The organism is Caballeronia sp. dw_276 (genome assembly GCF_018449635.1).
GTDB lineage: Bacteria > Pseudomonadota > Gammaproteobacteria > Burkholderiales > Burkholderiaceae > Caballeronia.
Window position 1 is genome coordinate 333,241 of the sequence record NZ_JAAVUV010000002.1, and the last position, 24,837, is coordinate 358,077.

23 protein-coding genes are annotated in these 24,837 nt (G+C 60.1%); 13 read left to right on the forward strand and 10 right to left on the reverse strand.

Features of this window, described 5'->3' with window-relative positions; genetic code table 11:
* Positions 1 to 195: 195 nt before the first annotated feature.
* The 3 genes from HB633_RS04475 to HB633_RS04485 are packed head-to-tail and all read right to left on the reverse strand — an operon-like array spanning position 196 to position 5,859.
* The gene (locus HB633_RS04475; RefSeq protein WP_213776855.1) at positions 196 to 2,439 is read right to left on the reverse strand and encodes a DEAD/DEAH box helicase; all 2,244 of its coding nucleotides are present in this window, start codon (positions 2,437 to 2,439) and stop codon (positions 196 to 198) included.
* The gene (locus HB633_RS04480; RefSeq protein ID WP_213776856.1) at positions 2,411 to 3,721 is read right to left on the reverse strand and encodes an ATP-binding protein; all 1,311 of its coding nucleotides are present in this window, start codon (positions 3,719 to 3,721) and stop codon (positions 2,411 to 2,413) included. The genes HB633_RS04475 and HB633_RS04480 overlap by 29 nt, the downstream gene beginning before the upstream one ends.
* Complete coding sequence (locus tag HB633_RS04485; RefSeq protein WP_213776857.1) at positions 3,718 to 5,859, reverse strand: TerB N-terminal domain-containing protein; 2,142 nt, start codon at positions 5,857 to 5,859, stop codon at positions 3,718 to 3,720. Before HB633_RS04485 ends, HB633_RS04480 begins: the two co-directional genes overlap by 4 nt.
* Before the next feature lie 329 nt (positions 5,860 to 6,188).
* Between HB633_RS04485 and HB633_RS04490 the strand changes: the two genes are divergently transcribed.
* On the forward strand, positions 6,189 to 7,196 hold the full coding sequence (locus tag HB633_RS04490) for a DUF1214 domain-containing protein (RefSeq protein ID WP_346730274.1): 1,008 nt from the start codon (positions 6,189 to 6,191) through the stop codon (positions 7,194 to 7,196).
* Positions 7,197 to 7,229: 33 nt separating this feature from the next.
* Here the strand turns inward: HB633_RS04490 and HB633_RS04495 are convergent, their stop codons facing one another.
* Positions 7,230 to 8,117, reverse strand: coding sequence for a LysR family transcriptional regulator (locus HB633_RS04495; protein ID WP_213776858.1), 888 nt, complete (start codon positions 8,115 to 8,117; stop codon positions 7,230 to 7,232).
* A gap of 161 nt (positions 8,118 to 8,278) precedes the next feature.
* On the opposite strand from HB633_RS04495, the gene HB633_RS04500 reads away from it, so the two are divergent.
* The 4 genes from HB633_RS04500 (at position 8,279) to HB633_RS04515 (ending at position 11,431) form a co-directional block, all read left to right on the forward strand.
* On the forward strand, positions 8,279 to 9,025 hold the full coding sequence (locus HB633_RS04500; protein WP_213776859.1) for a glucose 1-dehydrogenase: 747 nt from the start codon (positions 8,279 to 8,281) through the stop codon (positions 9,023 to 9,025).
* A 92-nt stretch (positions 9,026 to 9,117) separates the two neighbouring features.
* On the forward strand, positions 9,118 to 10,107 hold the full coding sequence (locus HB633_RS04505) for a zinc-dependent alcohol dehydrogenase family protein (RefSeq protein WP_213776860.1): 990 nt from the start codon (positions 9,118 to 9,120) through the stop codon (positions 10,105 to 10,107).
* A gap of 26 nt (positions 10,108 to 10,133) precedes the next feature.
* The gene (locus HB633_RS04510) at positions 10,134 to 10,883 is read left to right on the forward strand and encodes a glucose 1-dehydrogenase (RefSeq protein WP_213776861.1); all 750 of its coding nucleotides are present in this window, start codon (positions 10,134 to 10,136) and stop codon (positions 10,881 to 10,883) included.
* 86 nt (positions 10,884 to 10,969) lie between these two features.
* Positions 10,970 to 11,431 (forward strand): tautomerase family protein, encoded by a 462-nt coding sequence (locus tag HB633_RS04515; RefSeq protein WP_213776862.1) that lies wholly within the window; start codon positions 10,970 to 10,972, stop codon positions 11,429 to 11,431.
* On the opposite strand, the gene HB633_RS04520 is transcribed toward HB633_RS04515, so the two are convergent.
* Positions 11,421 to 12,086 (reverse strand): class I SAM-dependent methyltransferase, encoded by a 666-nt coding sequence (locus tag HB633_RS04520; protein ID WP_213776863.1) that lies wholly within the window; start codon positions 12,084 to 12,086, stop codon positions 11,421 to 11,423. The two genes, HB633_RS04515 and HB633_RS04520, sit on opposite strands and share 11 nt — an antisense overlap.
* A gap of 96 nt (positions 12,087 to 12,182) precedes the next feature.
* Here HB633_RS04520 and HB633_RS04525 point away from each other — a divergent pair, with 96 nt between their 5' ends.
* Together HB633_RS04525 and HB633_RS04530 are read left to right on the forward strand one after the other, a co-directional pair.
* Positions 12,183 to 12,809, forward strand: a complete 627-nt coding sequence (locus HB633_RS04525; protein ID WP_213776864.1) for a TetR family transcriptional regulator — start codon at positions 12,183 to 12,185, stop codon at positions 12,807 to 12,809.
* A gap of 126 nt (positions 12,810 to 12,935) precedes the next feature.
* Entirely contained in the window at positions 12,936 to 13,382 is a 447-nt protein-coding gene (locus HB633_RS04530; protein ID WP_213776865.1) for an SRPBCC family protein, read from the forward strand.
* A 76-nt stretch (positions 13,383 to 13,458) separates the two neighbouring features.
* Here HB633_RS04530 and HB633_RS04535 read toward each other — a convergent pair whose 3' ends face one another.
* Positions 13,459 to 14,172, reverse strand: a complete 714-nt coding sequence (locus HB633_RS04535; RefSeq protein WP_213776866.1) for a dienelactone hydrolase family protein — start codon at positions 14,170 to 14,172, stop codon at positions 13,459 to 13,461.
* A 221-nt stretch (positions 14,173 to 14,393) separates the two neighbouring features.
* Here HB633_RS04535 and HB633_RS04540 point away from each other — a divergent pair, with 221 nt between their 5' ends.
* Positions 14,394 to 15,116, forward strand: a complete 723-nt coding sequence (locus tag HB633_RS04540) for an ABC transporter substrate-binding protein (RefSeq protein ID WP_213776867.1) — start codon at positions 14,394 to 14,396, stop codon at positions 15,114 to 15,116.
* Between the two features lie 13 nt (positions 15,117 to 15,129).
* On the opposite strand, the gene HB633_RS04545 is transcribed toward HB633_RS04540, so the two are convergent.
* Positions 15,130 to 17,544, reverse strand: coding sequence for a PAS domain-containing protein (locus tag HB633_RS04545; RefSeq protein ID WP_213776868.1), 2,415 nt, complete (start codon positions 17,542 to 17,544; stop codon positions 15,130 to 15,132).
* 184 nt (positions 17,545 to 17,728) lie between these two features.
* Between HB633_RS04545 and HB633_RS04550 the strand changes: the two genes are divergently transcribed.
* Positions 17,729 to 18,346 carry an ATP-binding cassette domain-containing protein gene (locus HB633_RS04550; protein ID WP_213776869.1) on the forward strand — a complete coding sequence of 206 codons (618 nt, stop codon included), beginning with the start codon at positions 17,729 to 17,731 and terminating at the stop codon, positions 18,344 to 18,346.
* A gap of 21 nt (positions 18,347 to 18,367) precedes the next feature.
* On the opposite strand, the gene HB633_RS04555 is transcribed toward HB633_RS04550, so the two are convergent.
* Positions 18,368 to 19,006, reverse strand: a complete 639-nt coding sequence (locus HB633_RS04555; RefSeq protein WP_213776870.1) for a TetR/AcrR family transcriptional regulator — start codon at positions 19,004 to 19,006, stop codon at positions 18,368 to 18,370.
* 161 nt (positions 19,007 to 19,167) lie between these two features.
* On the opposite strand from HB633_RS04555, the gene HB633_RS04560 reads away from it, so the two are divergent.
* Complete coding sequence (locus HB633_RS04560) at positions 19,168 to 19,458, forward strand: hypothetical protein (RefSeq protein ID WP_213776871.1); 291 nt, start codon at positions 19,168 to 19,170, stop codon at positions 19,456 to 19,458.
* Between the two features lie 201 nt (positions 19,459 to 19,659).
* On the opposite strand, the gene HB633_RS04565 is transcribed toward HB633_RS04560, so the two are convergent.
* Complete coding sequence (locus HB633_RS04565) at positions 19,660 to 21,162, reverse strand: Dyp-type peroxidase (protein WP_213776872.1); 1,503 nt, start codon at positions 21,160 to 21,162, stop codon at positions 19,660 to 19,662.
* Between the two features lie 158 nt (positions 21,163 to 21,320).
* A complete protein-coding gene (locus HB633_RS04570; protein ID WP_213776873.1) occupies positions 21,321 to 22,094 on the reverse strand; it encodes a DUF4148 domain-containing protein in 774 nt (257 codons plus the stop codon).
* 472 nt (positions 22,095 to 22,566) lie between these two features.
* Here HB633_RS04570 and HB633_RS04575 point away from each other — a divergent pair, with 472 nt between their 5' ends.
* The 3 genes from HB633_RS04575 to HB633_RS04585 are packed head-to-tail and all read left to right on the forward strand — an operon-like array spanning position 22,567 to position 24,812.
* A complete protein-coding gene (locus tag HB633_RS04575) occupies positions 22,567 to 23,346 on the forward strand; it encodes an amino acid ABC transporter substrate-binding protein (protein ID WP_213776874.1) in 780 nt (259 codons plus the stop codon).
* A gap of 45 nt (positions 23,347 to 23,391) precedes the next feature.
* The gene (locus HB633_RS04580) at positions 23,392 to 24,069 is read left to right on the forward strand and encodes an amino acid ABC transporter permease (protein ID WP_213776875.1); all 678 of its coding nucleotides are present in this window, start codon (positions 23,392 to 23,394) and stop codon (positions 24,067 to 24,069) included.
* Positions 24,069 to 24,812: an amino acid ABC transporter ATP-binding protein gene (locus HB633_RS04585; protein ID WP_213776876.1), complete on the forward strand. Its 744-nt coding sequence runs from the start codon at positions 24,069 to 24,071 to the stop codon at positions 24,810 to 24,812. The genes HB633_RS04580 and HB633_RS04585 overlap by 1 nt, the downstream gene beginning before the upstream one ends.
* The last annotated feature ends 25 nt before the right edge of the window (positions 24,813 to 24,837 follow it).

Here is a 24,837-nt window from a genome sequence, read left to right on the forward strand (position 1 = left end):
CTGCACCGTTGAATAGAGAAATGGACGGAAGATTCATAGCGATAAAACCAAACGTGTGAAAGATCGCGGCGATTATAGTCGGCGTGAGGCACACCATTACATCCGATAAGAATCAAAGCCTTGCCGCGTGTTCCCAATAGTTCTCCACAGCCTTGCCAACAATTTCTGTGGACAACCTCGGCTAACAAAGCATGGCTATAACCGCCCCTGATTCTCCGCCACCAATCGCCTCGCCACCTCCACCCCGCCCTGCATATCCAGCCTCAACGAAGCGAAAGCCGCGCGTTTGACATCGTCGGGAAGGGCCCAGTCCCATTTCTCATTCTCAACGTTCTGAACCACGCTCAACGCGCGCGTTAAATCCGAAGCCGACCGCGTGCCGATCTTCTGCAACACGCTCATCACCGTCTCGAACTTCGACCCGGTAATGCTCACAACCGCGCCCTGATTCCAGGCATCAAGATTTTCGGCGCGCAGCAAAACGACCAACGCATCGTTCACCCAATCACCCGCCCACGTCGCGAGCATCACATGATTGCCCTCGCCGAACATCGACTTGTTCGCAAGATCGGCCGCGGCGAAATACTTACGCCCTTCTTCCAAAAGCTTCGCCGCTTTTGTATCGATGAAAACAACCGGCTGGTCATCCGCTAGAACGCGTTTCATCTCGCGGCGAACTTCGTCGTGGACCATGGCGCTGGCGCCATCGAAGACAGGCGGCGCGCCGCCCCGATCCGCCGATACAAACACCGTCTTCCTCTCAGGATCGACTTCCAGCACCCGCCAGCGCTGACCGCCGAAAATGATCCCCTGCCCCGGAATCAGCGGACGCGCGACGGGCAGCGACCCCAGCTGCTTGCTTCCAGCAACGATGCGAAATTCGTCGTCGCTTGAAAACGATGCGTAGAACTCGTAGTGATTAACGAGCTTCTCGCCGCGCACGCCATGGAGCAGCAAGCCGCTTTTCTCCTGCACGATCAGATCGGCCTTGCCGAGGCTGCGCAGGATGGCGGCGAACGTGGGTTTATCGATCATGTCGAAGGGACCGTTTTCGACCAGCGTCTCCCACAAGCCGGTCGCCGTCGCGCCGCCGCGTTCCGCGATCACTGACATGATTTGCTGCACAAAAGTCGATGCATGCAACCCACGCGCCCTCGGGGGTTCCACCCATTTCTTCTGCAACAGGAAAACGCCGGCTATCGATTGCACGAGTCCTTCGCGGATGCGATCGGAGAAACCGGAATGCGCGTGAAGCTCCGCCTCCACGCAATAGCTGCGCAGGATCGCAGGCTCGCCGTGACGCCGTCCCGAGCGCCCGAGCCGCTGCATCAACGCAGCCACCGACGGCGGCGGTCCGACCTGAGCGACACTTTTCACCGCGCCAATATCGATGCCCAATTCCAGTGTCGATGTACACACCGCCGTCGCCGGCCGATCGCCCGAACGCAAAGCGTTTTCCGCATCCTCGCGCAGCTCCTTCGAGAGACTGCCGTGATGCGGCCAGAACTCGTTCGGATGACCATCGCGTTCGCACGCGCGGCGCAACAGGTCGGCGTAAAGCTCGACTTGCCGACGGCTGTTCGGAAAGACGAGATTGTTCGCGCCGCGCAAGGCGAGGTACATCTGGTTGGCAATTTCGAGCGTGCTGCCGGGTACGGCGTCTTCGAGTTGCGGGCTGCGGATATCAGGTTGCGTTTCAACGCGCGCCGGCGTCTGCACGAAGCCTTTGATGATGAGCCGTATCTCCCGCAAACTTCCCTTCGATTCGATGATCTCAACCGGCCTCTCCGCCTTCGGCCGCAGAAACTGCGCAGCCAGTTGCATATCGCCGAGCGTCGCCGATAACCCCACGCGCGGCACGAACCGCCCGCATACGCGATCGACTCGTTTAAGCAGCGATTGCAATTGCATGCCGCGCTCCGAGCCAATGAACGCATGCAATTCATCTACGACGATGTATCGAAGGGAACCGAAGGTTGTTGCAAGCGAAGATCCGCGCGTGACGAACATTGCTTCGAGCGATTCGGGCGTGATGAGCAAGACGCCCGATGGCTTCTTGAGAAAGCGCTGCTTGCGGCTCGCCGATACATCGCCATGCCAGCCGACAACCGGGATCTCCAGCGTCTCGCACAAGCCTTCGAGGCGCGACCATTGATCGTTGATCAATGCCTTCAAGGGACTGATGTAAAGCACGCTGCCGGCGACGGGTTCATCGCGCAGCAGGTTCGAGAGGATTGGGAAAAACGCCGCCTCGGTTTTACCCGCCGCCGTGGCCGCGGCGATGATCACGTCGCGATCCGCATCGATCAACGCGGGAACCGAGCGCTCCTGCGCATCGCGCAACTCGGTCCAGCCTTCCTGCCAGATCCATCGGCGGATGCGTTCGTCGAGCAGGTCGAAACTTCGGGAATCAGTCGAGCCGGAAGCTGGCGAGTTCATCGTCACCGTCGGTGGGTGAAGCGGGAACGTTGGACGCGCTGCCGCCGTCGTCGCGCTCGATGGTCAACGCGTCGATCAGCTCGCGCCAGTCGCGGCCGGGATTCTGTTCAAGCACGGCGAGGAAATTGATGAACGCTGTGATGGTGGTGCGCGGCGTGCGGAAATACGCCTCGCCAAGACGCGCCGCGCAATGGGCCATGAATGCGGGGATGGCTTCTTCGGGTACGAGCGCTTTCGCGGCATCTCCGAATGCGTAGACAATCCGGATCTTGTCGAGCAGCACGTAGAAGTCTTCTGGCGTAAGGCTGGCGAGCCGGATAACAGGTCCGCTGTAGTCGACCAGACCGTTAGTCGCAAAAGCGTTTTCGGCAAGACGCGACTGCAGCGCCGGATAGCTGTAGAGACCGCGTTTTGTATCGAGCAGGAATTCGGGCGTGCCGCCAAGCACGAAACCCAGACCAACGGCCGTACCCTGCAATGAGTCGTTCAGGATGCGCAGGATCTGCTCGTAGTTCGAGTTGCGCGCGGAAACGTTCGAAAGCTTGTAGAGGTTCACGAGCTCATCGAGACACACCATCAGGCCGCTGTAACCCGCCATGCGCACAAAACGCCCGAGCAGCTTCAACTGGTCGTAGATAGTTGCATCGTCGACGATAGTGCGCACACCCAGCGCCACGCGGGCGTCGGTGCGTGTGGAGAATTCGCCGCGCAGCCAGCGGACGGCGTCGCTTTTGAGTTGCTCGTTGCCTTCCTCGAAGCCTCGGCAATACGCCGCGATGACATCCGCGAAATCGTAGCCGTTCACCATCTCAGTCAACTGGCTCAACTGCGCGCGGATCACTTCTTCGCTGGTTCTGCCCGATGCCTTCGCCTCGGTCTTCGCCTGTCCGATGAACTTCTCGACCACACCCGCAAGCGCGCCGCCGTCGGGCTTCGTGCGCGTGGACATGTTCTTGACCAGCTCCGCGTACAACGAGCGCGCCTGGCCGCCGGAGGCGTGCAAACGGCGGTCCGGGTTCAGGTCGGCGTGCACGGTCACGAGTTTCTTTTCCAGTGCGATCGCGCGCACAAGGTTCAGGAAGAACGTCTTGCCCGCGCCATATTCGCCCACGACGATACGAAAACTCGAGCCGCCATCGGCCACGCGTTCGATGTCCTTCATCAGCGCGTCGAGTTCCCTCGCGCGGCCGACCTGGATCAGATGTTGCCCGATGCGCGGCACGACGCCGGCGCGAAGGGATTGCAGGACCGCATCGCGGTCCCTTGGGCGAATCGTTGTCATGCAGCCAGCCTTTGAGCTAATTCCTGATTGATTTCGACAGGGTCGTCCCCGTCCGTGAGCGGCTCGTCCCAGATGTCGAGCGCAGCCTCGTTCACTTGTTCCATGGCGCCATCGAGCATCAAGTCAAGCTTCGTTGCCGCTTCCTCCAGCTCGGCGCGCGTCCACGAAACACGCGTGACCAGCAGGCGCAGGAAGTTCGAGTGGGCGCCGTCGAGACCTATCAGCGGCGCTTGTTCAGGCTCGGGCGCTGCTGGTGCGGCCGTCGCGGCCAGCGCGACGTGCGGCTCTTCAATGAACACATCGGCAAGAATCGCCGATACCCGCGCCGTCTCGTGCTTCAACGCGGCAATACGCGCCGGATCGAGCGTGAAGCTCGCCGCGGGTTTTGCGATCCCCGCATCCCGATGAAGCGCGCTGTAAAGACGCTGGGTATCGATGTCCATCATCCGATACACCTTTTCCAGCGCCTTTACTTTTTCCCGCGACACCACGCCATCCGCGTTTGCGACTTGCACGAGCAGCAAAGCCAGGTCCTGCCGTGCTTCACTTGCCAGCGCTTCGATCCTTTTCCTGAATCCCGCGATGGACACGCGCTGCGCGAACTGCACGCGACTACGCGCTTTCAACCGCAGCTTGAGTTCTTCCGAAAACTGCGGCCATATATCGACCTGTGTCTCGATCACGGAAATTCCGGCATCCGATGCATTGCCGTCGGCCACGGCCACTGTTGCAGCGAGATCGATCATGACCGTTGCGACCGAATATGCGTCATCGGCTGGAGGAACGTCCACGCTTGCCGATGTAGCGAACAGCGCCAGCGAGTCGCCCGGTTTCGGCGTGCGGGCGCCAAGCCTGACATCCGGTTCAATAGCAATTCCGCTCTTCGATAACACCGTGCAAAACGCGGTCATCTTGTCCCGCGTCACGTTCCCAGTGAACTTGAATCGCCCGAGGATTTCGCCGAACGTCGAAACGCGGATCTCCTCTTGCGCAAGTTCCTCCTTGAGCGCATCGAGCGCCTGCTGCATGGCGTCGGGCCACAATTCAATGGGCAGCATCAACGTTGCATCGAGCGTGCCCGCTGCGCCCGGGAATCTGCCCAGATAACGGCTATACGAGTCGAGCGCGCTCGCCGATTCGTTCATCAGCGACTGCAGCCGCCCGCGCGGCCCGTTGATCGCGCCGATATCCGGCAAGCCGACGAGGAAGCCCGGCACCGGCAGATTTTTGAGCGCGCTGAATGCCGGATCAGGGCGGACTTCGAGCGTCGTACGATTCACCGAAAGCAACATGCCGTTCTTGAAACGCTCGGCATATTTGCGCACGAACACTTTGTCGAACTCTTCCGGGCAACGCGTCACGGCCGCGCGGCGCACGAGCAGCGGGTCCATCTTCGCCCAGGCGAGCGCCCAGTCGGCGGGGACCGGATGTTTGTCGACCGCGGCTTGTGCGAACGCGACGCGCACGTCCATGGGAACCTGATAGCCGATCGCCATGCCGCGCGGCGCGGGTTTGTCGTACATCTTGCCGTTTCGTGACGACATCAGGCCGACCGATTCCAGCAAGTTACGCAGATGCTTTTGCCATGAATAATTGGCATCGATATTCAGCAAACGACGCAATTCGCGCGCAATGTCTGCGAACTCGCTTTCGCTCACCTTTCCTGCCGCGCCGTCCACCAGAACCCGCCGCTCAAGACCGTAAAGGTAGAAAAACAGATAGCCGGTGTGGATCTCGGATTTCTTGCGGTCCGAGCCGAGCCATTCCAGATAAGTCCGCCGTTGTTCGCCGGTCAGTGTGCCGTAGCTCAGTTCCTTGGAACCAAGCGCCGTGACTGGATTCGCGCCCATATCGGCCAGATCCGCGCGCGGGTCGATCACGCACGCTTCGATTGACCGGGGCGATGAGCGATGGACATCGCCGATATAGAACATGCCGCCCGAAATGGACACATCGCCAATTTCGACCGTTTGCCCGGGCGGAATCCACGCTACAGAGGATGGCGAAACATTCCGTGGCGGCTTGATCGAGTGGCCGGTCGCGTCCGAATTTTCCGCGATGGTCACCGATGTCAACGTCTCGTCGTCGCTATTGTCGTAAGCGTCGCGGTCGTTGTAAGCGCCGGAAGAACTCCCCATGGATTAAACAGGCCCCTCGTGAGCGGTTTTGCGATTGTCAAAAATGGTTGCAACAAGCCGAGCCAGAGGCGGGCTGATGCGGCCGTTCTTTGAAGCTTTCCTGTTGATTATATTACTTATTCCGGTCTTTCACCGTGGTCACGGGAGGTGCCGGAGCCCGGCTGATCATGGGGTTCCGCGAAGAGGGGTTGTGCTAGCGTCGTCTTTCCGATATCGGTCGGATCAAACGCCACCGCGCGGCTCGCCGCGCCGTTCGGGCACCATCCCACGATTCGAAGGAACCCATTGTGAAACCCGCATTGACTTGCACGTATGTTGTATCGGCCGCCATTGGATTATCGGGCGCACTGTCCAGCGCGGCCAACGCACAGACCACCACGGTTCCCGTCACCGTCGACAACTTCATTCGTGCCGAATCCGACACCTACGTCGCCGCGTTGGCCAAGCAGGGAGGCATGGGGAAGCTTTTGCATCGGCGTGAACCTGCGTCGATTGAACACCAGACCGTGATACGACTCAATCGCGACACGCTTTATTCATCGGGCGTTTTTGATCTCGATGCCGGGCCCGTCACCGTCACCATGCCTGATCCGGGCAAGCGTTTCATGGCGTTGCAGGTCATCAGCGAAGACCACTACGTTCCGAATGTGTTTTATGGCGCGGGCGTTCATACGCTGACTCGCGAAAACGTCGGCACGCGTTATGTGGTCACCGCCATACGCACCCTGGTCGATCCCGCGAGCCAGGAAGACATCAAGGAGGTTCAGGCGTTGCAGGACAGCATCACGGTCAGTCAGGCGGCGCCCGGTCAACTGGAAATTCCGAAGTGGGACCCCGTCAGCCAGAAGAAAGTGCGCGATGCGCTGCTGGTGCTCGCTTCCACAATCCCGGATTTCCGGGGCGCATTCGGGACCAAAGAAGAAGTCGATCCGGTGCGCCGGTTGATTGGCGCCGCTGCCGCGTGGGGCGGAAATCCGGACAAGGATGCAACCTATCTCAACATGACACCGGCCAAGAACGACGGCAAAACCATCTACACGCTTCGTGCGAACGATGTACCCGTGGATGGCTTCTGGTCTGTCAGCGTGTACAACGCAAAAGGCTATTACGAGCCCAACAAACAAGGGGCATACACGCTCAACAACCTCACCGCGAAGAAAGACGCGGACGGTTCGATCAAGGTCCAGTTCGGCGGCTGCGACGGCAAAACGGTCAATTGCCTGCCGACCACGCCCGGATGGAACTACATGATCAGGTTGTATCGGCCGAAAGCGGAAGTGTTGAACGGTCAGTGGAAGTTTCCGGAAGCACAGCCGGCTTCACAGCCTGCTTCATAGCTGGCTTCATAGCCTGCTTCACAGCTTTAGCGCTCAAACCCCGGGCGCAATCAACTCCTGCGCCCTCGCAAGAAACATCTTCAGCACCGGCGAAGCGTTCGACTTGCTGTAGCCGATCACGAGATCCACTGTCGGCGCGTCGCCTTCCAGCGGCCGGCTGACAACCGACCACGGCAGCAGGTTGTTCGCATACTCCGGCATCAGCGCAAGCCCTCTTGTGGACGCCACGAGCGACATCGCCATGGCGAGGTTGTCCACGCCGTGCTCGGGCGTGATGTCCAGATCGTTCTCCCGCAGATATTGCACGATGACATCGTGGAGCACGGTTGCCTTGTTCGTCGCCAGGATGAACGTCTCGCCGATGAAATCCTCCGGCCGTATTGCCGAGCGCGCCGTGAGCGGGTGATCGCTCGGCATCAGCGTGATCAGCTTTTCACGGCTGACCACGCGATAGTCCAGATCGAAACCCGGCTCCGCCCGCAGGAACGCCAGGTCGAGCTTGCCGCGCGCGAGGGCATCGGCGAGATCGGGCGAATAGTGGCTTGACACGGTGACATCGATATTCGGCAACTCGTCGCGCAGAACCTGCATGGCGCGCGGCAACCAGGTCATTTCCTGGCCGGTCAGAAAGCCAAGCGCGAAGACCTGTTTTGCCGGCCGCGCGGCGCGGCGTGCAGCTTCCGTGGCGGCATCGACTTGCGATAAGGCGAGCCGCACGTGGTCCAGAAACGCCTTTCCCGCTGCGGTGAGCTCGACGCCCCGGGCACTTCGGCTGAAGAGCGCCGCGCCGACTTCGTCTTCGAGGTCCCGAATCTGACGGCTCAGCGACGGTTGCGACGTGTGCAGCCGCTTTTCGGCCGCAACAGTCAGGCTGCCAGTCTCGGCGACCGCTATGAAATACCGCAAATGTCGAAGCTCCATGCGCCCTCTTCGGTTTTCCCATGCTTTTCAGGCATGCCCGCCAGCCTACAAAGTCTTTTTACTTTGTGCAAGAGGCGCCTAAATTACGCATCAGGCCGCGACGCAGCGACTCTCTGCCGCTGACCAGCGCCATGCCTCATACCTATATCGGAGAAAACATCGTGACCAATCTCACCGGAAAGACGGCGCTCGTCACGGGCGCTTCACGCGGCATCGGACGCGCCACCGCGCTCGCGCTCGCCAAGGAAGGCGCGCAAGTGCTGGTGCACTACAGCAGCGGCGAAAAAGAAGCGGATACCGTCGTCGCGGAAATTCGCGCAGCCGGCGGCAATGCGCAGAAAGTCGCCGCCAACCTTCGCAATGCCGACGGTCCGCATGCGCTCGCAAAAGAAGTACGCGCGGTGGTGGGGCATCGTCTGGATATTCTGGTGGCGAATGCGGGCGTCTCGAAGGCGGCGAGCATCGAGGAAACGACCATCGAGGACTTCGACGACCTCTTCGCCGTGAACGTCCGCGCGCCCTACTTTCTTGTGCAGCAACTGCTGCCGGTCATGCGCAAGGGCAGCAGCGTGGTGCTGTTGTCGTCGCTTGCAGCGCATGCGGTGGTCGGCAAGCTGTCCGCGTATGCATCCACGAAAGGCGCAGTCGATACCCTCGTCAAGCATTTCGCATCGGCGCTTGGTGAGCGCGGTATTCGTGTGAACGCGGTTGCGCCGGGCGTGGTCGCCACCGAAATGTCGAGCTTCACCAAGACCGAAGAAGGCCGCAACGCCGCGACCGGCATGCAGGCGCTCAAACGCGTCGCGCAGCCCGACGACATTGCAGGCGCGGTTGCATTTCTTGCCTCCGATACCGCGCGCTGGGTGACGGGCGAGACCTTGCATGTGGACGGCGGCTCGAAGCTCTAATCCGATTCGGCGGCACGCCAGGCAAGCAGCATCCCGCTGAATTGCCTACTGTAGAAGTCGCACTGCTTCATCCATTTCTTCTGGAGAATTTCATGTCACGCACAGTCAAGTTTGCAAAAGCCGGTGGTCCCGAAGTGCTCGAATTCATCGATATCGATGTCCCCGCGCCCGGCCCCAACGAAGTCCGCATCAACGTAAAAGCAATCGGCCTTAATCGCGCGGAATCGATGTGGCGCCTCGACGCTTATATCGAGCCGGTCAAGTTTCCGGCGGGTCTCGGCTATGAGGCAGCCGGCATCGTGGACGTGGTCGGCAGCAACGTCTCAGGTTTCGCGCCCGGCGACAAGGTGAACGTGATCCCATCGTTTTCGATGAACCAGTACTTCACCTACGGCGAGACGATCATCGCGCCCGACTACGCGGTCGTGAAGCATCCGGAGTCGCTTTCGTTCGGCGAGGCGGCGTCGGTGTGGATGATGTTCGTCACGGCGTATGGCGCGCTGGTCGAAGATGCGAAGGTGACCAAGGGCGATTTTGTGATCGTGCCCGCGGCGTCTAGCAGCGTGGGACTCGCGGCAATCCAGATCGCCAACTACGCGGGCGCGACATCCATTGCCCTCACGCGTACCGCCGAGAAGAAACAGCAATTGCTCGACGCAGGCGCGGCGCATGTGATCGTCACCGACGAAAGCAGTCTGCTCGATGAAATCATGCGCATCACCGAAGGCAAAGGCGCGCGCGTCGCCTTCGATCCCGTTGGCGGCCCGAACTTCGCAAAGCTGATATCGGCGTTGTCGTTTGGGGGTATCGCTTACATCTACGGCGCGCTCAGCGAGGACGTCACGCCGCTGCCCGTGCTCGAAATGATCGCGAAGGTGTTGACCGTGAAGGCGCACAACATCTGGCTGACGAGCGGCGATGAAACCCGCAGGAAAACGGCCGTCGACTATGTGCTGAAGGGCTTCGAGAGCGGCGCGCTCAAGCCGGTCATCGATCGTACTTTCACGTTCGATGAGATGGTCGACGCGCATCGCTATCTGGAAACCAATGGCCAGTTCGGGAAGATCGTGGTGACCGTTTGAAACACAGCCCATATGAGGAGAGGCAAATGTCCAGCAATCCCGTTGTACTCATCACCGGCGCATTGAGCGGCATTGGCCGCGCGGCGGCCTTCGCGTTCGCGCGCGACAAAGCACGCGTTGTTGTCTCGGGCCGCAGGGCTGAAGAAGGCCGCACGCTCGCCGCGGAACTCGTCGCGCTCGGTGCAGAAGCGCAATTCATTCAGGCCGATGTCCGCATTGAAGAAGACGTTCGAAAGCTGGTGGACGGCACGGTCGAGCGTTTCGGCCGGCTGGACATCGCCGTCAACTCCGCTGGTTCGGAAGGTGAATCGGCGCCGGTGATGGAACTGACGCCGGAACGCTACGCGGCCGTCTTCGATACCAACGTGCTCGGCACCCTGCTCGCCATGAAACACGAACTGCGCGTGATGTCGGCGCAGGGCGGCGGCAGCATCGTGAATATCTCTTCCACGATGGGTGCGCGCGGCGCCGCGAACGCATCGTTATATGTGGCGAGCAAGCACGCGGTCGAGGGCCTCACCAAATCGGCGGCGCTCGAAGCGGCCGCATTCGGCGTGCGCGTCAACGCGGTCGCGCCTGGTCCGGTGGAGACCGCCATGCTCGATCGGCTTACCGTGAACGCGGAGCGCAAGGCCGCTTTTCTTGCCGCCGTGCCGCTCAAGCGGGCAGGAACGCCGGATGAAATTGCTGACGCCATACAGTTTGTATCGTCCGATAAAGCGAGTTTCATGACCGGCGAGGTTTTGCGCGTCAATGGCGGCCGAACCGCTTCATGACGAATTTCGATCGATCTACGCAGCGACACCTGCAGTCAACCGGCCGACGCTGTCTCTTGAACAACGACCCAAAACTGGAGCTTCAAATGCCAACCTACATTGTGTCCACCGCGACCGGGCGGTTCAACGACGACCTCAAGCACCAAATTGCCGATGGCATCACCAAAGCGCACAGCCGCGCCACGGGCGCACAAGGTTTCTTCGCCCAGGTGATCTTCAACGAAATCCCTGCGGGCAACCACTTCATCGGCGGCGGCCTGTTAAAGGCGGAACAGGTCTTCGTTCACGGTCACATTCGCGCCGGACGAACGCCCGGGCAAAAACGGCAACTGCTGGAATCGATTGTGGCGTTAATCATCGATACCACCGCGCTCGAACGCAGGTACGTCTGGGCCTATATCTCGGAACTGCCGCCGTCGCAGATGGTTGAATACGGGCGCGTATTGCCCGAACCCGGCGCGGAGGAAGACTGGCTCAAGTCGATGGACGAAGCCGACCGTGACTACCTATTGGGGTTGGGGTCGTCACCGCTCCCACCTACAGCCTGACCGATACCTCCACGTCTTCGTGCAAGGCTTGCGAAAAGTACCTGCCGCTCGATCGCACGATTTCAAGGTACTCGGGGCTCCAGTCGGCGTTATCGGCGACGAGCACCGAGCCGGCGTGCAATCGCGATTCGAGCAGCGAGAGAACCGCCGGGTACAACGCCTTGGCGCCATCGAGCAAGACCAAATCGATGCTTTCCGGCAGTCCGCCCGCAAGCGTCTCCTGCGCGTCGCCTTCGCGTACCTCGACCAGATCGCTCAAACCGGCCGCCGCGATATTCCTGCGCGCCGCCGCAACCTTCGACGATTCGAACTCCGCGCTGATCAGCAATCCGCCGCCGTTGTCCCTCAATGCAGCGGCGAGATGCAACGTCGATACCCCGAACGATGTCCCGAACTCAACAACTGAGCGCGCCCTTGTCATGCGCGCATACATGTAGAGCAACGCGCCGGTCTTGCGCGAAACCGCGAGATGAAACGCCTTCGCGCGCGTATAGAAAGCTTGATAGTCGGCGGATCGCGCGCTCGCCATCAATGCTGCGCGTTCCTCGGATGAGAGGGCGCCCATCTGTTGCATGAGAAGGGCCTGGGACGCGTCGGCATCGGCAAATAATCGTTCCAGCACGGTCGAGACCGGAGCCTGAGTCAGTGTGTTCATGGATGAGCCTTTTTGATGAAATTTGACGTTGTTGCGCATAGATCTAGAATACGAATAATTCGTCGCATTTACTATTCGCGTTCCAAAGGCGCAACCATGAAAACCCGGCAAAGCCCCGTCGTATCAGCCCGCAAGCGCCCTCAGCAGGAACGTTCAACGCGCCTCGTAGCGGACATTCTTGAAGCGGCAGTTCGCGTTCTGGTACGGGAAGGCGCGCCTCGTTTCACGGCGGCGAGGGTCGCGGAAGCGGCTGGCGTGAGCGTCGGCTCGCTTTACCAGTACTTCCCGAACAAGGAGGCGATGCTCTTCCGGCTGCAAACCGAAGAATGGGCAAGGACGCGGGCGCTGGTAGGAAACATCCTCAACGATCAAACCCGCCCTCCTCTGGACCGCCTGCGCTCGGCCGTGGCAAAGTTTTTCGAAACCGAATATGAGGAAGCGGCGTTTCGCACGGCGCTGGAGGACGCAGCGCCGCTTTATCGAAATTCGCCGGAAGCCCAGGAACAACGAGATGCCGCGATGCGTATTGCGGTCGCATTCATGGACGAGGCGCTTCCCAAGCTCGGAGCAGAGCGCCGCTTGCTTGCCGCCGAGGTGCTGATTACAACCATGTCGAAGGTCGGGGAGACCGTTTCCATCAACGCGAAGTCACGAGCCGATGTCGACCGGTGGTCGGCTGAAGTGGGCGGCATGCTGTGCGCGTATATCCGGCAGTTGGCGTAGCGCGCGTTCGCACCCGGGTAAAATTCGTCGACGCCTACGGGTCTTCGCTCGTCCCAACATGTCGAAACCGGCTATGCCGGATCGTCGTAGGGGTATGTCCAACTTATAGTGAAAGGTGAACCCGCCATGGCTACCGGAACCGTCAACCTCCACCGCGTCCTGCGCGCCACACCTGAACGCGTTTACAGAGCGTTCCTCGAAGCCGATGCGATCGCGAAGTGGCTGCCGCCCTATGGATTCACGTGCCAGGTCCACCACATGGATGTGCGCGTTGGCGGCACGTTCAAGATGTCCTTCCGTAACTTCAGCTCCGGCAGCAGCCATTCGTTCGGCGGCGAGTACGTCGAACTCGTGCCGTTCGAGAAGATTCGCTACTGGGACAAGTTCGATGACGCCAACCTGCCCGGGCAGATGGACGTCACCATTTCGTTGCGGCAGGTTTCGTGCGGGACCGAGATCAACATCGTGCAAGCAGGCATACCCGAGGTCATTCCGGAGGAGATGTGCTACCTCGGCTGGCAGGAATCGCTTATTCAACTGGCTAAGCTGGCCGAGCCTGAAATCCCGGGCTGAGCGGAGAGCACACCCGGCGGCGGCAGCTCGGCATCATTTCGGGTAGCCCGCACAAGCTACCCGAAAGAACTCGCTTTTACTTCCGCGTCCACATCGTTTTGCCGAAGAACGTCAGCGTACGATCCCACGCCATTTGCGACCAGACGGGATCGTACTGCGTTCGCGATATACGGCCTGGCCCGACCGCTGTTTCATTGGCGAACGCGTGGTGCGCGAGGTATCGGTGAAACTCGACATCGACGTTCGCATCGCCGAGCAGCTTTTCGAGCTGATCCACCGTTTCACCCGGGAAGAACTCGTCCTGCGTGGCCCAGTGCCCGAGGACCGGAACCTTGATTTTCGATGCATCGATGTACTCCAGCGGCGGGAAGCCATACCACACCGCGCCCGCCGATACCTCCGGAATATTACTGAGCGCAAGCAGCGTCAACGCGCCGCCCATGCAATAGCCGGTCACAGCCACGCGCTCGGATTGTGTCTTCAGATATTGCACGGCGCCGCGAATGTCCTGGCCGGCAGCATCGCCGAAATCGAGTTCGGTCAGCAAGTGATTCGCCTCCGCTTCTTCAACCGTGGTCTTGCCGCGAAACAGATCCGGCACCAGCGCAATGTAGCCGGCCTGCGCGTAGCGGTCCGCGACGCCACGAATCTGGTCGTTCAAGCCCCACCATTCCTGGATCACGACAATCGCCGGCGCACCTTCGAGCTTCTGCGGCTTTGCGAGATACCCCTGGATTTCCTGCCCGTCGGGGCGCTTAAAGCTGATCATTGATCCTGGTGTCTGTTTCATGATTGGGTCCTCGGTTGGACGGGTGAACGGAACCGGTAGCATAGCGCCGGCAACGGAATATTGCGTGCGAGTCGATACCGCCAGGACGGCGATGCGGTCGTGCTGATTGCAGGCGATAGATATTCGTCTAGGTGATAAGGTAGCTTTCGATGCCGCGCCCCAAACGGCCACACATTTGATGCGCTATCCAATATCAGCAATATCCTTGAGCCTTGACGACCATGACAATCGACGCTTTCACCCCGGCCGGGCGCCTTCGTGCATCCATCAACCTGGGCAATCCGATCCTTGCCAACGCGGACCCATCGACGGGAAAACCATTTGGTGTATCGATTGATCTCGCCCATGAATTCGCCAGGCGGCTGGGCGTGGAACTCGAACTGGTCGTATTCGATACCGCCGGCAAATCAGTCGAAGCCGTCGCCGACGAGCGCGCCGATTTCGGCTTTTTTGCCATCGACCCGGTGCGCGGCGCGAACATCGCGTTCACGGCGCCGTATGTGTTGATCGAGGGGTTCTATCTTGTGCGCAATGCTTCGCCGATCCGTTCGAATGCCGATGTGGACCAGGCAACGAACCGCGTCGTGGTTGGCAAAGGCAGCGCGTACGACCTGTTTCTCACGCGCGAACTGAAGGCCGCGCAGATCGTGCGCGCGCCGTCATCACCCGCGGTGGTGCAGACGTTCATCGATCAGAATCTCGAGGTCGCGGCCGGCGTCAAGCAGCAACTCGAAGCCGATGCCGCAAAAACATCCGGCCTGCGTCTGCTCGATGAACGCTTCATGGTGATTCAGCAGGCCATGGGCACGCCGAAAAGTCGTGGTGAGGACGCCGCCAGGTTCTTGGCGGCGTTTGTGGAGGAAATGAAGGCGTCGGGGTTCGTCGCCGATGCGTTGAAACGGCACGGGATTGCAGGAGCTTCCGTGGCGCCGGGGAGTGCGTAAGAGATAACCCCGCTCAAGCCCCCAGCAACCCCTGCACCCTGTTCACGATCGCCTCGATGCTGAACGGCTTGGTGATCATCTGCATGCCCTCGCCAAGGAACCCGCCCGGCGCGACCGCCATTTCCGCATAGCCCGTCATGAAAAGGATGCGCAAATGGGGCCGCAAAAGCTTCGCGGCATCGGCCATCTGTCGGCCATTCATGCGCGGCAAACCAACGTCCGACACCAGCAGGTCGATACGCACCGAGGACCTCAGGATGTCGAGCCCGGATGGACCATCGGTTGCCTGCAAAACGCTGTAGCCGGCGTCCGAAAACACCTCCACAAGCAAACTCCGGACGTCATCCTCGTCCTCCACGACCAGAATGGTTTCGCCCGAACTTTCGTGAAGCAGCGCGGATGGGGCGAGGGCGTTATCCGAATCGTCGTCGCGGTCGGTTTCGGGCAAATACAGACGGATCGTCGTGCCCTGCCCGAGCTGGCTCGAAATGGACGCGAACCCGCCGGACTGGCCGGCAAAACCATATACCATCGATAACCCCAGCCCCGTCCCCTGCCCAAGCGGTTTGGTCGTGAAAAACGGGTCGAAGGCTTGCCTCGCGACATCAGGCGGCATGCCCTCGCCCGAATCGGTCACCGCGATGCAAATAAACCGGCCTGGCTTCAACTCGCGCTGCGCGGCGGCGTAGCTTTCATCGATCGATTCGTGCGAGGTGGCGATGGTCAATGTTCCGCCATCGGGCATGGCGTCGCGTGCGTTGATCGACAGGTTCAGCAACGCGCTTTCAAGCTGGTTGGCGTCGCAAATAGTCTTGCACGGCGCCTCGTCCAACGCGAGAACCACGTCGACCATCTCGCCGGTGGTACGCGTAAGCAAGTCTTCAAGCGATGCCACGAGCTCGTTGGCGTCGACCGGCTTCGGGTCGAGCGGCTGTCGGCGTGAAAACGCAAGCAGGCGATGCGTCAGCGCCGCAGCTTTCTGCGCCGACGACATTGCCATCGAACAATAACGATCGAGGCCGTCCGTGCGCCGCATGGACACGAGCCGCTGGATGAGCTCCAGCGGCCCCAGGATGCCCTGCAGCATGTTGTTGAAGTCGTGCGCGAGACCGCCGGTCAGTTGGCCGACCGCCTCCATTTTCTGGCTCTGGCGAAGCTGTTGCTCGAGCAGGCGCTGCTGCGTCATATCGATACCAATGCCCGTTCGCCGCAAGGGCACGCCGTCGAGATCGAAATACGTGTGGCCGCGCGACAGGACCGAGCGCACCGATCCATCGGGATGGTTGATGCGGTATTCGAGTTCCAGGTCGCCCGAGCGCAACAACCCGCCCGACATGGTGGCGCCGAGCGCTTTCAGGTCGTCCGGATGCACGTTGGCCAGGAACCACTCGCGCTTGATGCCCTTCGCCGCCTGTTTTGCGTCGATCCCGTAGACCTCGGAGATGGCTTCATCGCAGAAAAACTTGTCGCTCGCCACGTCGTACGTCCAGGCGCCGACACCGCTCACCGCCGATAACGCCAGCCGGGCAAAATCCATCGAATCACGCAGCGCGATCTCGCGCTCCATTTCCTCGGTGATGTCGCGGCCCGTGCCGATCATCCGCTCGTTGTTCGGCTCGGGCGCGAGCTTCCAGGAGACCCATCGCAAGGTTCCGTCCGACGCTATGAGCCGGTTCTGGAACTGGACCGGCGTACCGCTCGCACGCATCTTCAACAGCGCGTCCATGGACGCGCCAATGTCTTCCGGATGCGTAAGTTCGGCGTACGGGCGCGACGTCAGCTCTTCTTCCGTGTAACCGAGCAGGCGGCTCCACGCATTGCTCGCCCGATAAATGCGACCCTCGTAATCCGCGCTGACCAGCAGGTCGTCCGTCAATTCCCACAATCGATCGCGCTCGGCGGTGCGTTCGAGCACGCGTTGCTCGAGCGTTTCATTCAGCCTGACTTGGGCCGTGGTTTCAACGCCGACGTTATACAGCCCTACGATCGCGCCGGTTTCATCGCGAATGGGCGTGGCGCTGAAGTCCCACCAGGTGGTTTCCAGTACACCGTTGCGCACGAACCTGAGCTGGACGTTCTTGTTTTCGAATCCCGTGCCGTCCTGCATGGCCTGGTGAAAGTCCGGCGCGACGACATCCCACGCCGCGTCCCAGACTTCGGCAACGGGCTTGCCGAGCGCTGCCGGATGGCGATCGGCAAGCGACACCGAGTAGGCGTCGTTGTAGAACATGCACAACTGCGGTCCCCACAGCACCGTGCTTAGAAGCGGTGAATTGATGCACATGCCAACGGTCAGCCGCAGTGCTTGCGGCCACGTGCGCGGCGCGCCATGCGGCGTATTTTCCCACTGGCGAGACCGCATCAACTCCCCGACCTTGCCCCCTCCCTGCAGGAATTCGGAGCCGTCGAGGCTTAAAACCTTGGTCAAGATTCCACTCCGTTTACTCACGTTCCAGCCGGCGCGTGCGGAACACGTTGCCGACAAATACTGTACGACCCGACGTTCACGATCGCCTTCGTACCGATAATATGCATTATCAGCAGGTTCACCGCGCGATGGCGAACCTGACGCAGCATTCCACAACTTTTCGCGATTCTCCAAACTACAACTCATGCTTCGATTCGAGAACCTTGGCAAACGCTACGCCGACCGCATCATCTTCGAAGGACTGAACTATCGTGCAGGCACAGGTTGCATCGCGCTAAACGATGAAAGCGGCAGCGGCAAAACCACCTTGCTCGGCATTCTCGCCGGATCGATTCTGGCTGATCAAGGCGATGTGTGGATCAACGGGCATTCGCTGCGCGCCGCCCCGGCCCTGGCGAAGTCAGCCGTTGCGTACATACCCGATGACTGCCTGCCAGGTTCCATGCTAACCGGGCGCGCGTATCTGGAGCAGGTGGCATTCGAGAGGGACACGACCGTGGGTCATGACGCGCTCGGGCTTGCGGATCGCTTCGGACTGACGCCGCATCTGGAAAAGCGCTTCGAGCAAATGTCGTTCGGCACGCGCAAAAAGATTTGCCTGACGGCTGCCGCCATTGGCGACGTCAAGGTGGTCATCGCGGATGAGCCTGTCGCCGGCCTGGACGCACCCGCACGCGGCGTTCTGGTCGACTTGTTCAGGACGCTGGCGGAAACGCGGGTGGTGTTGTTCTCGAGTTACGACGCCGCGTTTTCAGAAGCATGCGGCGCGCAAACGATCACCTTTGCCGATCTCCGCGCATAACGCATCACGGCCTTGAGACTGTCACGTTACCGATGCTTCCCGTACCGGTAACGTGACAAGGAAAGCATCGATGGCCGAGTTCAGCTTCGCCCGGCTGGCGCCGTCGTGGGCGTGAACCGCCAGGCCCGTGAACAGAACCGCGCACATCATGGACAATCCGTCGATATCTGCCGATGCCGCGAATTCACCGTCATCGACCGCCATCGCCATGCGCTTCCTGATCAAGTCGAGGATCTGCTTCTGGCGCTTGTGCAACAGCGTACGAAGACTTTTCTGGTCCGCGCTCACGTTCATTGCGCCGAGCATCACCATGCAGCCGCGTGGTTGCGGACCACGCGTGAACATGTCGACACTACGCTTGAGCATGGCGCCGAGTGCATCGCGAATGTTGCGCGGTCCAGCCAGCGCGCGCTCGGTCGCGTCTCCCTCCAGAGCGCCATAGAGGTCAACCGCCTCGCGAAACAAGTCTTCCTTGCTACCGAACGCAGCGTAGAGACTGGGTGAATTGATGTTCATGGCCGTAGTCAGGTCGCTGATCGCGCAGCCGTCGAAACCCTTCAGCCAGAACGTTTCCATCGCGCGCGTAAGCGCGACGTGCCGGTCAAATGCCCGCGGCCTGCCCCGCCCTCTCGAAGCCGCCGCGTCAACTGAGTCATTCATCATATTTCTCCGCGTCTCCCGATCAGCCACGATCGTGATTTCTATTTTGTAACGACCATAACAAAAAACTGGACACGGGTCAATTTTGGCGCTTTAATATTTGTATCGATCGACACATATTTAAGGCATACGTCCTTCCCGAATCGAAAATGGAGTTCAAAATGAAACCTGTAATTCGCGGCTTGATTGCTGCAGCTTTAGTCGTAGGCTCCTCTGCCGCCATCGCACATACAGCTGCCGACACCGCTCAGATGGACGCTGTGGCGTCAGCGAAAGACTTCTCTGTGTTTGTAGACACGCCGACAGGCTTCACCTTCGTGAAGCTGCCGGGCGGATGGAAGTTTGCGGGCAAGGTCGGCCCGAACGAGGTGAAGCATCTGCCTTCCACCGTCTTGACGTCGATCGTTCCCGATGAGTCCGTGCAGATGGCGGACGACCATACGAGCAAGTGAGGCGGTTGCTACACGCTGCACGGGGCCGCGATCGGCAACGCGCCGCCGGAAAGAATCAGCGTTGAACCCGTAGTTATTTACGCGACGTATTCGCCGCCGGTCGTGGTGCGGTGAGCATCGTGGTGATCGCGAGGGGCAAACTTCCACGCAGGCTTTCTTTATCGAACACGATTGGCGCGTTACGGCCGGAACTCGACTTCGCTATAGGGATCTGACTGCGCTTAAGCTGGGCGCAAAGAAATATGCTCCCCCTTCCAGATGCACAAAGCTCCGGAGATTGATCGAAGGTTTGTCGGCGACATTCGTTGTTGTGGGTGCCGCGCCGAGGAACGGATTCGATGGGTTCGCCGATTGCCCGATGATCGGATCGACCCCGCTTCCCGGCTGGACGAAATTGCCGTTGTTGCACCATGTCTTTTGCACGAATTCGAACTGGTCTTCAATCGATGTGACATAGCACTTGAAAAGAAGACCTCGTTTTTTATCGTCCGACGAGTGGCCGCTCAACGCTTCGTGTTCCGTCACCTCGGGCCCAAATGCAATTCCCCGGCGCAACATCCGGTGGGACTGCGTAAAGGCTTCGGCCTTATCTGACTCCTCGTCGGTCGGTGTCGTATTGTTAATCACGTCGTCTCGCGGATAAGCCTTCCTGATATGCGCCGCGAACGGACAGGTCACGCCGGTGCGATCACCACCAAACTCGAATGCGTTGGTGACATCGGTATCTTCTGCGAAATCCAGATTGTCTTCGGTCGGGGCATTGATCAATGACGCGCCGCTTTTCCAGCGTCCGACCAGTTGTGCTCCGAACCGATCCGGCCTTGACGGATTTTCCGTTGTACTGATGCTTTCAGAAGCGGCTTTGACAGAGTGATTGAACTCCGGGACCAATTGCGCAAGCCGGCGAAAAATGAGGAACGCCCCGTTGTTCATGAACGGCGCCGGAGGCACTGCGTCCGGACCTTTTTCCGTGAACGAAGCGGCGGCTGGATTTTGACCGGCGTAGCCGAACACGAACTCTCCGGGCCAGAGCAGATCCTGCCCCTGCTGGCCTTGCGAGTCTTCGGCGCCAGGCAAGGTCGGTGTCAGCGGCGTATTTGCCGCGACAAGTCCTCTTACGCCGGGTTGCGACACGCCATCGGCATACCCAAAGTGTTCGTGACCGTTGGTCGGCGCGGGCCTTACCTGACCGACTTCGGTATGAAGCAGTTTCCAGCCATTGTCGCTTGCCGGCGAAAGGCGCAACGAGACGACGTCCACCACTTCCTCATGCGTCGCCCCCGTGACGATAAAGACGCCATGCAAGGCGCCCGAGGGACGCAGGATGCGCCATTGCGACGACGGCACATCGCTCAACGCTTGCTGGCTTTTATCCATGCCGTTTGCAAACGCCTGGACGCTGGTCGTGTCGAAGTTCGTAGTGTCCAGTTCGCTCAGACCTTCGAAAGTGAACGCGAGATTCAGTCCGGGCGCAGGAAACAGCCTCGAACTGCCTTCGGCTTTTTTCTTGTCGACGAAAGCGCGCTGTGCCAGGCATTCCTGCGCGCTGGTAAGCGATAAGGTCTTCAGAAAGTTGCGGAACCGCTGCTTGTCGACGATCTGAAAAAACATCAGGTGTTCATGCTGTTTCAACAGGCCGACGAGAATGTCCCCTTGGATGTCGTCGACTGCGAGTTGCGGCTCTACGGTCAGATCACGTGCCATTGCCATCTCCATGCGCCTCGGCGCTTTGCTTACCACATGAACCGCGTTGCGAATCGCAATCGAGCTTTGCGATACAACCGGTTCGTCCTGTGTGGTAAACGAATGGAAATTGACGGTTTTGAAAGTTAGGCTTACTAGCTGTTTCTTGCCGCCGGGCTTTATCGATTCGGCGTCGACGGCAGCGGTTTTGAGATTGTTGCCACGCCGGGGCCGGCCGGATCGGGGTTGCCGAAGCGCGGCAGGCTGCCATCCGCGCGAGCGCGTTCCAGCTCTGCGCGGACCTGCTCGCGGCTCTTTGGTCCTTGCGACGATTCGACTACAGGCGCAGGCGCGGGCCGTACCGCTTGTTGCACGACTGGAGAAGGCACGACCACAGGTGCGGGCGTATGCACAACTTCGGGGGCGGCTTCGACTACTGCGGCCTTTGGCTTCTCGATCACTTCGGGAGTTGTAGGAACGGTTTCGGCCGGCGTGTTCCCGGTGCTTGCCGCTTGGGCATCAACGCGTGCTTCGCGTGCGTGAGGCGGTGCAGGGTGGATGCGTTCGCGTATCTGCGGGGTCCGATTGACTGCGCGGCTTGCCCTTGGGATCTCACGAGATTCTGCTCGCGGAGTCGTGACCACGCCCTTCGTCGATGTCACCGGTGGTGCGCTTTGCGCGATGCGGGCATCCAGATCGTGCTGGAGCGCAATGGCTTGCGGGTTGTTGATGTCGAGCGTGCGCGCCGCCCTAAGCAGCACCTCAGCCGACGCAAGATCATTGCGCTGCAGGCTGTCGCGAACTGCCTGAAGAATGCGGGCCGGCGACTCGTCGCCGCGCGTACCAGCCGATACCGCTCCGGACACCGGCGCGCCGTCGGGCATGCCGCCGGCGGAACCGGCGTCATCGTAGGCATCGTTTGCGGACTGGTTGTGATGAAGTCCGGTTTGCATGAGTCGCGGCAAATATGAAGTAACTGCAAGCGCCGCAACGAAGATCCCTGCAAAGACCAGCCTCTTGGGATGAGTAACCATGGTGTATGCCCTGTAATGCGCGGACATCCGCGTCCGCCAGACCGCAGCAAAGCACGGTCCCAGGAAAGGCTGACAGAGGCGACGTCGATCCTGGCCCGCGAAAGGCCGGCGCCCTGCCGCGAGCAACCTAATCGAGTAACTACGCGCCCAGCCGGCGTATGGATGCGCCAACATCCAGTGACTTTCGGACAATGATGGTATGAACATTGGCGACCGAACCGCGCCGCATCCGCGTAGTCTCCCGTGCCCCTTTATTCGATTTGCGCATTACCTTCGGCTTGGATGTGCTTTGTGGAACTGCCGCTCCTTGATACAGTCGCGCCGAAGCAATTCGGCCACACTTGCCGATCCGCGAAACGACCAACAATCAAGCTTTTAAGGAGTCGCTATCATGAAAATTCTTCAGTGCCTGTTAATGGCGGGCGTCGTACAGCTGGCGGCTCTTTCAACCGCGTTCGCGGCGGGTGATCTGGCGGGCATCAAGAGCGCCGGCGTCTTCAAGATCGGCACCGAAGGCACCTATGCTCCGTTCACTTACCACGATGCATCGGGCAAGCTGACCGGCTTCGACGTCGAAATCGGTGAGGCGATCGCCAAGCGCATCGGCGTGAAGCCGGAGTTCGTGGAAGGCAAGTGGGACGGCCTGATCGCAGGACTCGATGCCAACCGCTACGACGCCGTGATCAACGAGGTGTCCATCACCGACGCCCGCAAGGCGAAGTATGATTTCTCGACGCCGTACATTGCGTCGCACGCGGCGCTGATCGTGCGTTCGGACAATACCTCCATCAAAAACTTCGATGATTTGAAGGGCAAGAAGTCCGCCAATACGCTGACCAGCAACTTCGGAAAAATTGCCAAGGATCATGGCGCCGACGTAGTGGGCGTGCAGGGTTTCAACGAGTCGATCGATCTGCTGACCTCCGGCCGCGTGGACGCGACCGTCAACGACAGCCTGTCCTTCCTGGACTTCAAAAAACACAAGCCGGACGCGAAGGTGAAGATCGCAGCCATCAGTGATTCGGCCGACGCCGAGTACTCCGGCGTCATCATCCAGAAGGGCAATCCGCAGCTGCTGGCCGCCATCGATAAAGCGCTTGCAGATATCAAGGCGGACGGCACCTACGAAAAAATCTCGCAGAAGTATTTTGGCAAGGACGTGTCGAAGTAATATCGCGATCAGCTTAAACACCGTTTCTTTTCAGAGATTCCCGATATGCCGGCGTGGCTGCACTTGATGGGCGAGTCGCTGTGGCCGCTCCTGTACGCAGGACTGGTGTTCACCGTGCCGCTCACGATTGCATCGTTTGCACTGGGCCTGGCGCTGGCGTTCGCAGTCGCACTCATCCGGCTGTTCGGTCCGCGGTGGGCCGTGAAAATCGTACGTTTTTATGTCTGGCTGATTCGCGGCTCGCCATTGCTCGTTCAGCTCTTCGTGATCTTCTACGGCCTGCCGAGCGTCGGCATCGTGCTCGATCCGCTGACCGCCGCGATCATCGGCTTCACGCTCAACGTGGGCGCATACAACTCCGAAGTAATCCGCGGCGCGATCGAATCGATTCCAACCGGACAATGGGAAGCCGCGTATTCAATGGGCATGACGCGCTCGCAAGCGCTGCGGCGAACCATCATGCCGCAGGCGTCGCGCATTGCGTTGCCTGCGCTCGCCAATGCGTTCATCGCGCTCGTCAAGGACACGTCGCTTGCCGCGGTCCTGACGGTGCCCGAGATCTTTCAGGCGGCTCAGCGCATTGCATCGGTTACGTATGAACCGCTCATCCTGTACACGGAAGCAGCTTTGATCTATCTCGTGTTCAGTTCGGTGCTGTCGTCCGCGCAGGTTCAGCTCGAAAAAAGACTCGGTCAACATGCGCTTTTCAAGCGGAGCCAGTGATGATCGCGCTCGATAAAATCCAGAAGTCCTTCGGCGCGCATCAGGTACTCAAATCGGTCGACCTGGCGATTGCACAAGGGACGGTCACGGCGCTCATCGGGCAATCGGGAAGCGGCAAGAGCACGCTTTTGCGTTGCGTGAACCTGCTTGAAGTGCCCGAGGCCGGATCGCTCACGCTCGGCGACGAGCGCATCGAATTCAGCCGCACGGAACAGCCTTCCCGCGAATCGGTGCTGAGAGTTCGCCGCAAGACAGGCATGGTGTTCCAGAACTTCCAGCTGTTCCCGCATCGCACCGTTATCCAGAACGTGATGGAAGGCCTCATTACCGTCCAACGATGGGACAAGGAGCGCGCACGTGTACGCGCGGGCGCGCTGCTGGAAAAGGTGGGCATATCGCAAAAGGCGGACGCGTGGCCTGTTACCCTGTCCGGGGGGCAACAGCAGCGGGTCGCCATTGCACGCGCGCTGGCGCCCTCTCCCGACATTCTTCTGTGTGACGAGCCGACCTCGGCGCTGGACCCCGGCCTCGCGGCCGAAGTCATCGATGTATTGAGCCAGCTCGCCCGCGAGGGCATGACCATGCTGTTCGCCACCCATGATCTGCGTCTTGCTGCAGCCATTTCGCACGAGGTCGTTTTCCTGAGCGGAGGCACGGTGATCGAGTCGGGCTTATCGGAAGAAGTTTTTGCACGGCCAAGGCATCCTGAAACAGCAGCGTTTATTTCAGTGCTTGGCCGATAGAAGCAATTGTGCTCAAGGTGACCAC

What these genes read in the sequence shown, in the direction of transcription:
- HB633_RS04475 (WP_213776855.1), bottom strand. Translation starts at nt 2,439, where the DNA reads ATGAACTCGCCAGCTTCCGGCTCGACTGATTCCCGAAGTTTCGACCTG.
- HB633_RS04480 (WP_213776856.1), bottom strand. Translation starts at nt 3,721, where the DNA reads ATGACAACGATTCGCCCAAGGGACCGCGATGCGGTCCTGCAATCCCTT.
- HB633_RS04485 (WP_213776857.1), bottom strand. Translation starts at nt 5,859, where the DNA reads ATGGGGAGTTCTTCCGGCGCTTACAACGACCGCGACGCTTACGACAAT.
- HB633_RS04495 (WP_213776858.1), bottom strand. Translation starts at nt 8,117, where the DNA reads ATGGAGCTTCGACATTTGCGGTATTTCATAGCGGTCGCCGAGACTGGC.
- HB633_RS04505 (WP_213776860.1), top strand. Translation starts at nt 9,118, where the DNA reads ATGTCACGCACAGTCAAGTTTGCAAAAGCCGGTGGTCCCGAAGTGCTC.
- HB633_RS04510 (WP_213776861.1), top strand. Translation starts at nt 10,134, where the DNA reads ATGTCCAGCAATCCCGTTGTACTCATCACCGGCGCATTGAGCGGCATT.
- HB633_RS04515 (WP_213776862.1), top strand. Translation starts at nt 10,970, where the DNA reads ATGCCAACCTACATTGTGTCCACCGCGACCGGGCGGTTCAACGACGAC.
- HB633_RS04520 (WP_213776863.1), bottom strand. Translation starts at nt 12,086, where the DNA reads ATGAACACACTGACTCAGGCTCCGGTCTCGACCGTGCTGGAACGATTA.
- HB633_RS04525 (WP_213776864.1), top strand. Translation starts at nt 12,183, where the DNA reads ATGAAAACCCGGCAAAGCCCCGTCGTATCAGCCCGCAAGCGCCCTCAG.
- HB633_RS04530 (WP_213776865.1), top strand. Translation starts at nt 12,936, where the DNA reads ATGGCTACCGGAACCGTCAACCTCCACCGCGTCCTGCGCGCCACACCT.
- HB633_RS04535 (WP_213776866.1), bottom strand. Translation starts at nt 14,172, where the DNA reads ATGAAACAGACACCAGGATCAATGATCAGCTTTAAGCGCCCCGACGGG.
- HB633_RS04540 (WP_213776867.1), top strand. Translation starts at nt 14,394, where the DNA reads ATGACAATCGACGCTTTCACCCCGGCCGGGCGCCTTCGTGCATCCATC.
- HB633_RS04550 (WP_213776869.1), top strand. Translation starts at nt 17,729, where the DNA reads ATGCTTCGATTCGAGAACCTTGGCAAACGCTACGCCGACCGCATCATC.
- HB633_RS04555 (WP_213776870.1), bottom strand. Translation starts at nt 19,006, where the DNA reads ATGAATGACTCAGTTGACGCGGCGGCTTCGAGAGGGCGGGGCAGGCCG.
- HB633_RS04560 (WP_213776871.1), top strand. Translation starts at nt 19,168, where the DNA reads ATGAAACCTGTAATTCGCGGCTTGATTGCTGCAGCTTTAGTCGTAGGC.
- HB633_RS04565 (WP_213776872.1), bottom strand. Translation starts at nt 21,162, where the DNA reads ATGGCACGTGATCTGACCGTAGAGCCGCAACTCGCAGTCGACGACATC.
- HB633_RS04570 (WP_213776873.1), bottom strand. Translation starts at nt 22,094, where the DNA reads ATGCAAACCGGACTTCATCACAACCAGTCCGCAAACGATGCCTACGAT.
- HB633_RS04575 (WP_213776874.1), top strand. Translation starts at nt 22,567, where the DNA reads ATGAAAATTCTTCAGTGCCTGTTAATGGCGGGCGTCGTACAGCTGGCG.
- HB633_RS04580 (WP_213776875.1), top strand. Translation starts at nt 23,392, where the DNA reads ATGCCGGCGTGGCTGCACTTGATGGGCGAGTCGCTGTGGCCGCTCCTG.
- HB633_RS04585 (WP_213776876.1), top strand. Translation starts at nt 24,069, where the DNA reads ATGATCGCGCTCGATAAAATCCAGAAGTCCTTCGGCGCGCATCAGGTA.